Origin of the sequence: Paucibacter aquatile, assembly GCF_002885975.1 — a bacterium.
Taxonomy (GTDB): domain Bacteria; phylum Pseudomonadota; class Gammaproteobacteria; order Burkholderiales; family Burkholderiaceae_C; genus Paucibacter_A; species Paucibacter_A aquatilis.
The window spans coordinates 1,158,696-1,171,567 of sequence record NZ_POSP01000003.1 but is presented as its reverse complement, the minus strand read 5'-3'; the positions used below and the strand labels follow the sequence as shown (position 1 = coordinate 1,171,567).

General features: G+C 66.7%; 11 protein-coding genes. All 11 read left to right on the top strand.

Features of this window, described 5'->3' with window-relative positions; genetic code table 11:
* Positions 1-57: 57 nt before the first annotated feature.
* Positions 58-1,059, top strand: coding sequence for an RluA family pseudouridine synthase (locus tag C1O66_RS08280; protein ID WP_102767442.1), 1,002 nt, complete (start codon positions 58-60; stop codon positions 1,057-1,059).
* Positions 1,060-1,389: 330 nt separating this feature from the next.
* A complete protein-coding gene (gene scpB / locus C1O66_RS08270; protein ID WP_102767440.1) occupies positions 1,390-2,256 on the top strand; it encodes an SMC-Scp complex subunit ScpB in 867 nt (288 codons plus the stop codon).
* On the top strand, positions 2,253-4,466 hold the full coding sequence (locus C1O66_RS08265) for a pseudouridine synthase (protein ID WP_102767439.1): 2,214 nt from the start codon (positions 2,253-2,255) through the stop codon (positions 4,464-4,466). The genes scpB and C1O66_RS08265 overlap by 4 nt, the downstream gene beginning before the upstream one ends.
* A 120-nt stretch (positions 4,467-4,586) precedes the next feature.
* On the top strand, positions 4,587-5,012 hold the full coding sequence (gene ndk, locus C1O66_RS08260; RefSeq protein ID WP_102767438.1) for a nucleoside-diphosphate kinase: 426 nt from the start codon (positions 4,587-4,589) through the stop codon (positions 5,010-5,012).
* A gap of 150 nt (positions 5,013-5,162) precedes the next feature.
* The gene (rlmN, locus tag C1O66_RS08255) at positions 5,163-6,284 is read left to right on the top strand and encodes a 23S rRNA (adenine(2503)-C(2))-methyltransferase RlmN (protein ID WP_102767437.1); all 1,122 of its coding nucleotides are present in this window, start codon (positions 5,163-5,165) and stop codon (positions 6,282-6,284) included.
* Between the two features lie 102 nt (positions 6,285-6,386).
* Positions 6,387-7,157, top strand: coding sequence for a type IV pilus biogenesis/stability protein PilW (pilW, locus tag C1O66_RS08250; RefSeq protein WP_223696505.1), 771 nt, complete (start codon positions 6,387-6,389; stop codon positions 7,155-7,157).
* A gap of 13 nt (positions 7,158-7,170) precedes the next feature.
* The gene (locus C1O66_RS08245; RefSeq protein WP_165794534.1) at positions 7,171-8,178 is read left to right on the top strand and encodes a helix-turn-helix domain-containing protein; all 1,008 of its coding nucleotides are present in this window, start codon (positions 7,171-7,173) and stop codon (positions 8,176-8,178) included.
* Positions 8,179-8,280: 102 nt separating this feature from the next.
* Positions 8,281-9,585 carry a flavodoxin-dependent (E)-4-hydroxy-3-methylbut-2-enyl-diphosphate synthase gene (gene ispG, locus C1O66_RS08240; protein WP_102767434.1) on the top strand — a complete coding sequence of 435 codons (1,305 nt, stop codon included), beginning with the start codon at positions 8,281-8,283 and terminating at the stop codon, positions 9,583-9,585.
* Between the two features lie 45 nt (positions 9,586-9,630).
* Positions 9,631-10,953, top strand: coding sequence for a histidine--tRNA ligase (hisS, locus tag C1O66_RS08235; protein WP_102767433.1), 1,323 nt, complete (start codon positions 9,631-9,633; stop codon positions 10,951-10,953).
* Positions 10,954-11,003: 50 nt separating this feature from the next.
* Positions 11,004-11,687: a YfgM family protein gene (locus C1O66_RS08230; protein WP_102767432.1), complete on the top strand. Its 684-nt coding sequence runs from the start codon at positions 11,004-11,006 to the stop codon at positions 11,685-11,687.
* Positions 11,684-12,859: an outer membrane protein assembly factor BamB gene (gene bamB / locus C1O66_RS08225; protein ID WP_243392742.1), complete on the top strand. Its 1,176-nt coding sequence runs from the start codon at positions 11,684-11,686 to the stop codon at positions 12,857-12,859. The genes C1O66_RS08230 and bamB overlap by 4 nt, the downstream gene beginning before the upstream one ends.
* Positions 12,860-12,872: the final 13 nt, after the last annotated feature.

The following is a 12,872-nucleotide window of genomic DNA, read 5'->3' as shown; positions in this document are numbered from 1 at the left end:
AGACGGAGCAACGATTATATGGTTCAGGCTCTGCCTGCAAGTCCGACCCTCGCCGCCATGGATGGCGATGATGAATGGGACGGCGAACAAGACCCCGCAGTAGCGGCAGACGAGACCGTCGAAGTGCGCGAGGCCCTGGTCGAGGCCGATTGGCACGGCCAGCGCCTGGATCGCTGGATGGTGCAGTTGGCGCCCGAGTTTTCGCGCAATCACCTGCAGAGCTTGATCGAGCGCGGCTGCGTACAGATCAACGGTCAGGCCGCCAGCAGCGCTTCGCGCAAGCTGCAGGCCGGCCAGCGCGTGCGCGTCGAGCTGCAGCCGACCGAAGAAAGCCGCGCCTTCCGTGCCGAAGCCCTGCCGCTGGACATCGTCTACGAGGACGAGCATCTGCTGGTCCTGAACAAGGCGGCCGGCATGGTGGTCCATCCCGCTTCAGGCAACTGGACGGGCACGGTCATGAACGGCCTGCTTGCGCATCACCCGGCGGCTGCGGCCCTGCCGCGCGCCGGCATCGTGCACCGCCTCGACAAAGACACCAGCGGCCTGATGATGGTGGGCAAAAGCCGCGAGGCCGTGACGGCGCTGACGCGCATGATCGCCGCGCGCGAGGTTCATCGCGAGTACGTGGCCCTGGCCTACGGCCGGGTGCCGGAGGAAATGACGGTCGATGCGCCGCTGCGCCGTGATCTGATCTCGCGCATCAAGATGGCCGTGCTGGCCACCGGCAAGCCCTCGCGCACCGATGTCTACCTGCTCGGCATGGGAGAGCAGGGTGTGCGCCCGATCAGCGCGGTGCACTGCGTGCTGCACAGTGGGCGCACCCACCAGATCCGCGTGCATCTGGCCTACAAAGGTTACCCCCTGGTCTCGGATGCGCTGTACGGCGGTGTGCCTGGCCTGGGCCTGACGCGTCAGGCGCTGCATGCGGCCCGGCTCTCGTTTGCCCATCCGGTCACTGGGGCGGCCTTGCAGTTTGAGGCAGCCTTGCCGGCCGATTTGGCGGCGGCTTGGGAGACTTTGGGACTGCCGCCGCCGAGTCTGGCCCCCGTGTTCGATTGAGCGCGCTACAATCAGCGCCAGTTGATGACGCAGTGACGATGCGCGGGAAGCAGTCTCTGGCCCGCAAGGCGCGTCTCAAGCTTGGTGAGGTGGTGGCCGCCGGACTCGATGTCGATGCCGCCCGATCCGCCCGCCGCAAACCCAGCCCCGCCTTTCTTGTTGGCTTGAGTGGAAGCGCCGCCGAGGTGTTCAATTCGGTGCCGCATCCCATGCCGAGGCGCCGTGAGTGCGCCCCGCTGGCTTGCTGAGTGATGTCAGACGCAAGCGCCAAGCCCTGCAAGGCCCGGACGAATCAACACCCGCATGGAACGGGAACGATGACGAAAGTCAATGAACACACAGGATGCTAAGCGCGTCCTCGAGACCGCGCTGATTTGCGCCCAGCAGCCTTTGACGCTGCGCGAAATGCGCAGCCTGTTTGCCGATGCCGTCGGTCCCGACACCTTGCGTTCGGTGCTCGACGAGCTCTCGCGTGATTGGGAAGGCCGGGGCGTGGAGTTGGTGGCGGTGGCCAGCGGCTGGCGCTTTCAGAGCCGGCCCGAGATGCGCGAGTATCTCGACCGCATGCATCCCGAGAAGCCGCAGCGTTACTCGCGGGCCGTGATGGAGACCTTGGCCATCATTGCCTACCGCCAGCCGGTGACGCGCGGCGATATTGAAGACATTCGCGGCGTGGTGGTCTCCACCCAGATCGTCAAGCAGCTCGAAGATCGGGCCTGGATTGAAGTGATTGGCCACCGCGAAGCGCCCGGGCGACCGGCGCTGTACGCGACCACGCAGCAGTTTCTGGACGATCTGGGCCTGAACAGCCTGGAGCAACTGCCCGAACTGGAAGCCGGGCAGGCGCCGAGTGCGGCCGTGGCGGAAGCCGCGGGCTTGCAGGGCTTGTTGCTGGAGGCGGAAGCCGAAACCGAAGCTCCGGCTCAGCTGCCGGTTGACGGTCAAAGCAGCAGCTCAGGCGAGGTGCCGTCAGAAGCCACGGCGCCCCAAGCCCTTGAATCCGAAGCGGTGCCCGATGCGAATCTGGCGACTGCTGAACCCACGCCGCTGGTGGATGCCTCTGTGCAGCCGCCGGCAGGAACCGCGAAGATTTCTTCGATCCATTCCGCGCCTATCGGCAACGATATTGGCGCCTCTATTCCGGCCGAGCCGGACTCTCAGACTGACGCCGCCGAACCGGTGCAACCCGACGCATGAATTCCAACGAAACCGATTCCCAAGCCGATTCCGGCGCTCCCGCCCTTGAACCTGGCAGCGAGGCTGCAGCGCCCAAGCGCAAGCGTGCGCCGGCCAAGTCCAAGGCGGCGGTGAGCGCCGACAGTGCCCCGGCTGCGGTTGAAGCCGCCGCTGAAGCCGCGCCCGTCAAGACACGCGCGCCGCGCAAGACGGCGGCGAAGAAGGCCGCTGAAGCCGTGCTGGAGCTGAGTGGCGAAGCTTCGGCTTCAGTTGCGGCGCCGGCCGCGGCTCCGTTTGAACCCGAGGCGGCAGAAGCCGCTGCGCCCAAGCGCCGGGCTCCGCGCAAGACCGCCGCTGCCAAATCGGCCGAAGCTTCCCCCGAGGCTGCTGCGCCCGAGGCGGCGCCAGCGCCGGCCGAAGCCGCACCGGCACCCGCCGCGCGCAAGCCGGTGTTCACGCTGGCGCCGGACGCCGAATCGGCGCCAGCGGCCGAACCGGTGGCGGAAGCCGCCGAAGCTGGCTCCGGCGAAGACACGGGTGATTCGGCCGAGGGTGGCGAGCGCGGTGGTCGCAATCGCAACCGCCGCCGGGGCCGTAAGGATCGTGGTGATCGCGCCGAGCGTCCGGAGGGCGCCGTTGCGGCCGAGGGTGGCGAGCGCCCGCTGCGCGTGGCCGTGCAGGCGGTGGCGCCTGCACCCGAGGTGCTGGCGGCGGTGGGTGAGCGCTTCGCCGAAGTGCTGGCGGGTGAATTCGATGGCAGCGACGAGGGCGAACTGCCTGATGCTACGGCTGCGGTCGAGGACGAAGAAGAAGTCGACACCAAGCGTGTGCTGGCCGCCGAGCCCGATGCGCCCAAGCTGCAAAAAGTGCTGGCCCAGGCTGGCATTGGCTCGCGCCGCGACATCGAGGACATGATTGCCGACGGCAAGATCGAAGTGAACGGCGAAGTGGCCCACATCGGCCAGCGCATTTCCTTCGGTGACCAGGTCCGTGTGGCCGGCAAGCCGATTCGCGTGCGCATCTCGCCGCCGGCGCCGCGCATCCTGGCCTACCACAAGCCCGCCGGCGAAGTGGTCACCTTCAACGACCCGGAAGGTCGCCCGACCGTGTTCCGTCACCTGCCGCGCCTGCAGCAGGGCAAATGGCAATCGGTCGGTCGCCTGGATATCAACACCGAAGGCCTGCTGCTGTTCACCAACTCGGGTGAGCTGGCCAATCAGCTGATGCATCCGCGCTTCGGCGTGGAGCGTGAGTACGCCGTGCGCGTGCTCGGCACCTTGCAGCCCGATCAAAAGGCGCGTCTGCTCGAAGGCGTGATCGTCGAGGGTCAGAAGGCCGCGTTCAAGAGTATCGAAGACGGCGGCGGCGAGGGCGTGAACCACTGGTACCGCGTGGTCATCACCGAAGGTCGCAACCGCGAAGTGCGCAAGCTCTTCGACACGGTGGGCCTGACGGTCAGCCGCCTGATCCGCATCCGTTACGGCACCGTGGTGCTGCCGCGCGGCCTGAAGCGCTGCGTCTGGATCGAGCTGGGTGAAGACGATGTGAAGATCATCCGCCGCCTGGCCGGTGGTGAGCAGCAGGGCCGTGGCCGAGAGGATCGTGCCGAGCGCGGCCCTCGTGGGAACGACCGAGGCAATGAGCGCGGCGAACGTGGTGACCGTGGCGAGGCGCGTGCCGATCGAGGTGAGCGTGGTGAGCAACGCCCCGAGCGCGGTGGCGAGCGCGGCCGCAACGGCAACGGCAACAACCGCCGTGCCGATGGTCGCCAGGCCGGTGTCGGCCCGCGCCCTTCGCGTGGCCCCGAGGCGCGTGCGCCCGAGCGTGATCGCGAGCCGCCGCGTGCCCAGGAGCGCGACCGCGATCGTGATCTGGATCGTGGCGACGACGAGTTTGACGACTTCATTCCGCGCAATATCAACCCGCTGGAGCAGACCTTTGACCGTCGCTTTGCCGGCAACAAGGGTCGTGGTTTCCCGCAGGGCTTCGGTGCCGGCGGCAGCAGCAGCCAGGAGCCGCGTGGCGGCCAAGGCCGCGGCGGCGCCCGTGGCGGCAAGGGCGACGGCCCGCGCCAGCCCGATCCGATGCAAACCTCGGTCGGCTATATCGGTGCGGACGCCTTTGTGCGCCGCAGCGGCCGGGGTGGTGGCGGTGGTGGTCGTGGCGGCCAGGGCGGCGGCAACGGCGGCGGTGGCCGCAGCGGCGGCGGCTTTGGTGGCCGCAAGCGCTGATCCAGCGTGGCGGATGGCGCGGTTTCAGGCCCGGCTCAGCCCGGCGCTGAAACCTCGCTGACACCGGCACACAGTACAATTGCGGGTTTTGCCAAGCCCTTAGATTTCAGGAGAAATACCATGGCGATCGAACGTACCCTTTCCATCATCAAGCCCGATGCCGTCGCCAAGAACGTGATCGGCCAGATCTACGCTCGTTTCGAAGGCGCAGGCCTGAAGATCGTCGCGGCCAAGATGACCCACCTGTCGCGCGGCGAAGCCGAGGCTTTCTACGCTGTGCACAAGGCACGCCCCTTCTTCAACGACCTGGTGAACTTCATGATCTCCGGTCCGGTCGTGATCTCCGCTCTGGAAGGCGAGAACGCCATCTTGAAGCACCGCGATCTGATGGGTGCCACCGACCCGAAAAAGGCCGAGAAGGGCACCATCCGTGCTGACTTCGCCGACAGCATCGATGCCAACGCCGTGCACGGTTCGGACGCTCCCGAAACCGCTGCCGTGGAAGTGGCATTCTTCTTCCCCGGCATGAATGTCTACAGCCGTTAATTCGGTCTGACGCCTCTTGTGCTGACAGCCTGGAGGCTGTGAGTTTGAGCTGTAAACCGCTTGCCGGCCTTCGGGCTTGCGGCGGTTTTTGCAAACCAGGGCGGCGCCATTTCGGGCCCGGCCCTGACGACAAGAGATAGAGGCAAGATCATGGACGCGGTCAACCTGCTTGGATTCGATCTGGAAGGCCTGGCTGCGTACTGCGAGCAGCTGGGGGAAAAGCGTTTTCGCGCCACCCAGCTGTTCCGCTGGATCCATCAAAAAGGTGCATCTGATTTCGCTCAGATGACCGACCTGGCCAAGTCGCTGCGCGACAAGCTGGCCAGCCGGGCGCATATTCAGGCGTTGCCGGTGATTTCTGAACATCGCTCCGCGGACGGCACGGTCAAATGGTTGTTTGACGTGGGCGCCGGCAATGCCGTGGAAGCCGTCTACATCCCCGAAAGCGACCGTGGCACGCTGTGCGTGTCCAGCCAAGCCGGTTGTGCCGTGGGCTGCCGTTTCTGCTCCACCGGCCATCAGGGCTTCAGTCGCAACCTCGAGACCTGGGAAATCATTGCCCAGCTCTGGTACGCCGAGCACCAGCTGCGCCGCGACCTGGGCCGCGATGAACGCATCATCTCCAACGTGGTGATGATGGGCATGGGCGAACCCCTGCAGAACTACAACGCCCTGGTGCCGGCCCTGCGCATGATGCTGGACGACCATGGCTATGGTCTGTCGCGCCGCCGCGTGACGGTCTCGACCTCGGGCGTGGTGCCCATGATCGACCGCCTGCGCGAGGACTGCCCGGTGGCCCTGGCCGTGTCCCTGCACGCGCCGACCGACCCGCTGCGCGACCAGCTCGTGCCGCTGAACAAGAAGTACCCGATTGCCGAGCTGCTGGAGGCCTGCAATCGCTACCTGGACAAGGCGCCACGCGACTTCATCACCTTCGAATACTGCATGCTGGATGGCGTCAACGACACGCCCGAGCAGGCGCAGACCCTGGTCAAGCTGCTGTGCGGAACCCACGGGGTCTCCTGCAAGATCAATCTGATCCCCTTCAATCCCTTCCCGGCTTCTGGCCTGCTGCGCAGCTCGAACGAGCGCGTCAAGGCCTTTGCCGAGGTGCTGCTCAATGCCGGCCTGGTGACGACGGTGCGCAAGACGCGCGGTGACGACATCGACGCGGCCTGCGGGCAGCTGGCCGGCGAGGTGCAGGATCGCACCCAGGCCCACATTCGCATGGTGCGTGCGCCAGTGGTGGTAAAAGGCGCAAGTTCTCCCTGAGTGCAGTGAACTTTTCGAACCCCTGGTGAAGACAACAGCCCAATGAAAACAAGAACTGAGCAGACAGGTTTGGCATCTTTGGTGGCGAAGTCCGGGTCCCGCATGCTGTTGGCGGGCTTGGTGCTGATGCTGGCGGCCTGTGCGGCCCCGGCGCCCACTGCCAGCACGGGCCCGCGCACCGCCTTCGATCAGACCGATGCGGACCGCCGCGCCGGTGTGCGCCTGGAGTTGGCGGCCGGCTATTTCTCGCGCGGCCAGTACAACACCGCGCTCGACGAAATCAAGCAGGCCCTGACCGCCAAGCCCGATATGCGCGAGGCCATCAATCTGCGCGGCCTGGTGTATGCGGCCATGGGGGAACCTCAGCTGGCCGACGACAACTTCCGCCGCGCGCTGGTGCTCTACCCGCAAGACCCCGACACCTTGCACAACTACGGCTGGCTGATGTGCCAGCAGCAGCGCTGGGCCGAAGCCAGCAGCCGCTTCGAGCAGGCCCTGGCGCAGCCCAGCTACCGCGCGCCGGCGCGCACCTACCTGGCCAAGGGCGTGTGCGAAGCGCGCGCCGGCCGCTTGGCCGAAGCCGAAGCCAGCCTGGTCAAGGCCTTCGAGTTCGATCCGGGCAACCCGGCCGTGGCCGTCAATCTGGCCGAGGTGCTGTACCGCAATCAGCAGTACGAACGCGCGCGCTTCTACATCAAACGGGTCAATGCCCAGGAAGACCAGAGCACAGCGCAGACGCTCTGGCTGGCCCTGCGCATCGAGCGCCGTCTCAACAACAATGCCGGCGTGGATGAACTGGGCCAATTGCTGCGTCGTCGTCATCCGCAGTCGGCCGAGCTGCAAGCCTTGAACAATGGGCGCTTCGATGAGTGAAGAGGGAGATCGCATGTCTTCGATCCTGAGCGAGGCCGCGCCCGTGTCGGGCATGGCCGCGCCGCGCCAGACCGCGGGCGCCTGGTTGCGCGATGCGCGCCAGCGCCATGGCCTGCACATCGTCGCCCTGGCGGCCACGCTCAAGGTTCACCCGTCCAAGCTCGAGGCGCTGGAAGCCGACCGCTGGGATGAGCTGCCGGACACGACCTTTGTGCGTGCGCTGGCCAAGTCCATCTGCCGCGTGCTCAAGATCGATGCTGCGCCGGTGCTGGCCCTGCTGCCGAACAGCGAAGACCGCGAGCTGACCATGTCGCGCGGCCTGAATCAGCCTTTCCGCGACCGCACGGCCGGGGAGGGTGGTTTCTCGCTGGCGCTCATTCAGCGGCCGGTGGTTTGGGGGCCGGCCTTGTTGCTGGCTGCTGCGGTCGGTGTTTACCTGATGCCTGCGGCCTGGCTGCCCTCGGCCGCCTCGCTCGGCGCGGCAGGCCCGGCGGCCAGCGAGGCGGTGGAGTCGAGCTCTGCCACCTTGCCCGTGCCGGTCGAGGCGCCTTTGGTCACGGCTTCGGCCCCGGTGCTCGCGGCGCCCGCTTCGGCCTCTGCCGTCATGGCTCAGTCGAGCCCGGTGCTTCAAGCGCCCGCCAGCGCTGCCGCTGTGGGCCTGCAGTCCACAACTGGGCAGGACTTGCGTTTGAGCCCGCCGTCACCTGCCTTGACGAAGCCACTTGCCGCAGCCGCTTCGGCAGCTGCGATCGCACCTGCGCAGCCGCTGGCGCCACCGCCGGGCTCCGTGCCGCTGGTGGTCAAGGTCAGCTCCGAGTCCTGGGTCGAGGTGGTGGACGCTTCGGGCCGTACCCTCTTGTCCAAGCTCCTGCGTCCCGGTGATGCGCAGAATCTGGCCGGCCTGCCGCCTCTGCGTGTACGCGTGGGCAATGTGGCCGGCACTGAGTTGATCTTGCGTGGCGAGCCGGTGGATCTGGTGTCGCGGTCCAAGGATAACGTGGCACGCCTGGAACTGAATTGACCGATGGATCCGAGCGGTGCCGGCGCCTGACCCCTCACCCCAGCCTGCATCCTCGCGAATCCAAGCCCTGTTTTTTGCCGAACCTCACAGCAGCATCGACATATGAGCGCAACGCCTGACGAGACCAGCCCCGCGCTGGCGTCCTCTCCCTTCTTGGCCGTGGCCGCCGCCCAACCGGCTGCGCGCCGCTCGCGCCAGGCCCAGGTTCGCTGGGGTTCGCGTGTGGTCACCATCGGCGGTGATGCGCCGGTGCGCGTGCAGTCCATGACCAACACCGACACCGTGGATGTGATCGGCACCGCCATCCAGATCAAGGAGCTGGCGATTGCCGGCTCCGAGCTGGTGCGCATCACGGTCAACACGCCCGAGGCGGCCGAGGCCGTGCCGCACATCCGCGAGCAGCTCGATCGCATGGGCATCGATGTGCCTCTGGTGGGCGATTTCCACTACAACGGCCACCGTCTGCTGAGCGAGTACCCGGCCATGGCGCAAGCCTTGTCCAAGTACCGCATCAATCCGGGCAATGTGGGCAAGGGCGACAAGAAAGACCGCCAGTTCGCGATGATGATCGAGGCCGCGATCAAGTACGACAAGGTCGTGCGCATCGGCGTCAACTGGGGCAGCCTGGATCAGGAATTGCTCGCCGCCATGATGGACGAGAACGCCCAGCGCGCCGAGCCCTGGGATGCCAAGCAGGTCATGTACCAGGCGCTGATCCAGTCGGCCCTGAGTTCGGCCGAGTACGCCCGCGAACTGGGCATGAACCCCGACAACATCATCATCAGCTGCAAGGTCAGCGGTGTGCAGGACCTGATCTCGGTCTACCGTGCGCTCAGCCAGCGCTGCGATTACGCCCTGCACCTGGGTCTGACCGAAGCCGGCATGGGCACCAAGGGCACGGTGGCCTCGGCCACGGCCTTGTCCATCCTGCTTCAAGAGGGTATCGGCGACACCATCCGTGTCTCGCTGACGCCCCAGCCTGGCGAATCTCGCACGCAAGAGGTGGTGGTCGCGTTGGAGATCTTGCAGTCTCTGGGCCTGCGTGCCTTCAACCCCAGCGTGACCGCCTGCCCGGGCTGCGGCCGCACCACCAGCACCACCTTCCAGGAGCTGGCCAAGCAGATCGACGATTTCCTGCGTGAGCAGATGCCGGTCTGGCGCAAAAAGTACCCCGGCGTGGAAAACCTCAAAGTGGCCGTGATGGGCTGCATCGTCAACGGCCCCGGCGAGAGCAAGCACGCCGACATCGGCATCAGCCTGCCGGGCACCGGCGAGGCGCCGGCTGCGCCTGTCTTCATCGACGGCGAGAAGGCCCTGACCCTGCGCGGCGAGAACATCGCCAACGAGTTCCACGCCCTGGTCGAGAACTACATCGAGAAGCGCTTTGGCGCCGTGCAAGCGGCCTGAGCGCTGGCATTGCTTGAAAAAAAGAACACCGCGAATTCCACACCCATGAGTGAACCGAAGAAGTTGCCCCAGCTGCAAGCCGTCAAGGGCATGAACGACATCCTGCCGCCCGACTCGGCGCGCTGGGAATGGCTGGAAGCCAAGATGCGCAGCGTGTTGCAACGCTATGGCTATCAGAATGTGCGCACGCCCATCGTTGAGCCCACGGCCCTGTTCGTGCGAGGCATTGGCGAGGTGACCGACATCGTCGAGAAGGAGATGTACGCCTTCGAAGACCGTGCCGACAAGCATGGCCAGGCCGAGCATCTGGCCCTGCGCCCGGAGATGACGGCCGGCGTGGTGCGCGCCATGATCGAGCATTCCTTCCTGCGCGACTCGGGCCGCCGCCTGTACTACTTCGGCCCCATGTTCCGCCGCGAAAAGCCGCAGAAGGGTCGTTACCGCCAGTTCCATCAGATGGGTGTCGAGGCCCTGGGCTTTGCCGGCCCCGATGTCGACGCCGAAGTGATCTTGATGGGCAGCCGCCTCTTGCGCGAGCTGGGTCTGAAGGATGGCGAGCATGTCAGCCTGGAGCTGAACTGCCTGGGCGAAGCGGCCGAGCGCCGCGCCCACCGCGAGGCCCTGATCGCCCACCTGGAGGCGCACAAGGACCTGCTCGATGAAGACAGCCAGCGCCGCCTCTACACCAACCCCCTGCGCGTGCTGGATACCAAGAATCCGGCCCTGCAGGAGATGGCGAATGCCGCGCCCAAGCTGCTGGATTTCCTGGGTGAAGCCTCGCTGGCGCATTTCAACGGCGTGCGCGCCATCCTCGATGCCGCAGGCGTGGCCTATCGCATCAACCCGCGCCTGGTGCGCGGCCTGGACTACTACAACCTGACCGTGTTCGAGTGGGTCACCGACAAGCTGGGCTCGCAAGGCACGGTCTGCGGCGGCGGCCGCTACGACGGCCTGATCGAGCAGCTGGGTGGCAAGGCCACGCCGGCCGTGGGCTTCGGCATGGGCATGGAACGCATGCTGCTTTTGCTGGAAGAAGTGGGCGTGGCCCCGGCCGCGCCGACCCCGCATGCCTACGCCATCGTGCCCTCGGCCAACGGCCTGGCCCAGGTCATGGTGGCGCTGGAGGCCCTGCGGGGCGCCGGCATCAGCGTGATCCTGCACCCGGGGCAGAGCAGCATGAAGTCGCAGTTCAAGAAGGCCGATGCCAGCGGTGCGGCCTTTGCCCTGATCTTCGGCGAGGACGAAGTCGCCCGCGGTGAAGTGGCCGTCAAGCCGCTCCGCCAGGGAATGCAACCCGAGGGGGCGGCGCAGTACACCCGCAGCATTTCGTCGGCGGCCGACTGGGCAGCCGAGCTGCTCAACGCATAATCGCGGCCTTCCTCCCGTTTTCACCACCGCAATCCGAGAATCTTTCATTCATGGCGTCGCATCTCGATCTCGAAGAACAAGAACAGCTGGACCAGCTGAAGGCTTTTTGGAAAACCTGGGGCAATCTGATCACCTGGGCGCTGACCATCGCCCTGGCGGCCTATGCCGGCTGGACCGGTTGGAACTGGTACCAGCGTGACCAGGCCAGCAAGGCCGCGGCCATGTACGACGAGCTGGACCGTGCCGTGCAGGCCGGTGATGCCGAAAAGGCCGGCCGCGTTTTTGGTGATCTGAAAGAGCGTTTTCCCAGCACCACCTATGCCGCTCAAGCTGCGCTGCAGGCCGCCAAGGCTCAGTTCGACAAGGGTCAGGCCGATGCCGCCCGCGCCAGCCTGAGTTGGGCAGCCAGCAGCGCTTCGCAAGAAGATGTGCGCGATGTCGCCCGCCTGCGTCTGGCCGGTCTGCAACTCGATGCCAAGCAGTACGACGAGGCGGCCAAGACCCTGGATGCGATCAAGTCGCCCGATTTCGTCGCCCTGCAGGCCGACCGCCGCGGTGACCTGCTGGTCTTGCAGTCCAAGCCGGATCTGGCCAAGGCCGAGTACCAGAAAGCCTATGCCGCCATGGACAAGAACCAGGACTACCGCCGCCTGATCGAGGCCAAGCTGAGCACCCTGGGCGTGGCCCCGTCGGTGGAAGAAGCAGCGGCCGCCGGCCAAGGAGCGGCCAAGTGAGCGGCGCGCTGAAGACGACGACGGTGCAGATGGGTGCGTCCCGCCTGCGCGCTGGTGCGCTGGCCCTGGCGGCTGCGGCCGTGCTGACCGGCTTGTCGGGCTGCTCGCTGTTCGGCTCCTCGAACGCACCCAAGCCCACGCCGCTGGAAACGCTGACGCCCGAGATCGCTGGCCGCGTGGTCTGGAACAGCCGCATCGATTCGGTGCAGTTTCCACTCTCGATCGCCACCGTGGCCGATCAGTTCGTGGTCGCCGGCAGCGGCGGCGTGGTTGAGGCCTTGCAGGCCAGCGATGGCCGCTCGGCCTGGCGGGTGGATGTGGGCCAGAAGCTCAGCGCCGGTGTCGGCTCGGACGGCCGTTTCGCCGCCGTGGTGACGCGTGAGAACGAGGTGGTGGTGCTGGAAGCCGGCCGCGTGCTCTGGCGCAAGCCGCTGCCCAGCGCCGTGCTGGCTGCGCCCCTGGTGGCGGGCGAGCGCGTCTTCGTGCTGACCGTGGATCGCCAGGTCCAGGCTTTCGATGCCCTGGATGGCCGCCTGCTCTGGAATCTGCGCCGCCCTGGCGAGCCCCTGACCCTGGCCCAGCCCGGTGTGCTGGCCGCCTTCAAGGACACCTTGATCGTCGGTCAAGGCCCGCGCATGGCGGGGGTCGATCCGCTGCGTGGTTCGGTGCGCTGGGAAGCCAGCGTGGCCAGCCCGCGCGGCACCAATGAAGTCGAGCGCCTGGCCGATCTGGTGGCGCCCGCTGTCCGTCAGGGCGACCTGATCTGCGCGCGCGCCTTCCAGTCCGCCGTGGGCTGTGTCAATGCCGAGCGCGGCAGCGCGCTCTGGAGCCGCAACTTCGGCGGCATGAACGGCATCGGTGGCGGTGCCACCGCCGTCGTGGCAGCCGACGCTTCGGATCGCATCACGGCCTGGGGCCTGGGTAATGGTGATGTGATGTGGACGGCCGATCAGTTCCAGCACCGCCGCCTGAGCGCGCCGCTGGTGGTGGGCAAGAATGTGGTGGTCGGAGACTTCGAAGGCCAGGTGCACTTCCTGGCCCTGGACAACGGCCGCACCCAGCTGCGCCTGGCCACCGACGGCTCGGCCATCCAGGCCGCCCCCGTGGCCCTGGGCACGACCATTCTGGTGGCCACCCGCAATGGCGGGCTGTACGCCTTGCGACCTGAGTAAGACCCGGCTCCGG

Bases quoted from the DNA above. Each gene is read 5' to 3' on its own strand.
- C1O66_RS08280 (WP_102767442.1), top strand. From the start codon at position 58: ATGGATGGCGATGATGAATGGGACGGCGAACAAGACCCCGCAGTAGCG.
- hisS (WP_102767433.1), top strand. From the start codon at position 9,631: ATGAGTGAACCGAAGAAGTTGCCCCAGCTGCAAGCCGTCAAGGGCATG.
- rlmN (WP_102767437.1), top strand. From the start codon at position 5,163: ATGGACGCGGTCAACCTGCTTGGATTCGATCTGGAAGGCCTGGCTGCG.
- scpB (WP_102767440.1), top strand. From the start codon at position 1,390: ATGAACACACAGGATGCTAAGCGCGTCCTCGAGACCGCGCTGATTTGC.
- C1O66_RS08245 (WP_165794534.1), top strand. From the start codon at position 7,171: ATGTCTTCGATCCTGAGCGAGGCCGCGCCCGTGTCGGGCATGGCCGCG.
- C1O66_RS08265 (WP_102767439.1), top strand. From the start codon at position 2,253: ATGAATTCCAACGAAACCGATTCCCAAGCCGATTCCGGCGCTCCCGCC.
- C1O66_RS08230 (WP_102767432.1), top strand. From the start codon at position 11,004: ATGGCGTCGCATCTCGATCTCGAAGAACAAGAACAGCTGGACCAGCTG.
- ndk (WP_102767438.1), top strand. From the start codon at position 4,587: ATGGCGATCGAACGTACCCTTTCCATCATCAAGCCCGATGCCGTCGCC.
- ispG (WP_102767434.1), top strand. From the start codon at position 8,281: ATGAGCGCAACGCCTGACGAGACCAGCCCCGCGCTGGCGTCCTCTCCC.
- pilW (WP_223696505.1), top strand. From the start codon at position 6,387: ATGCTGTTGGCGGGCTTGGTGCTGATGCTGGCGGCCTGTGCGGCCCCG.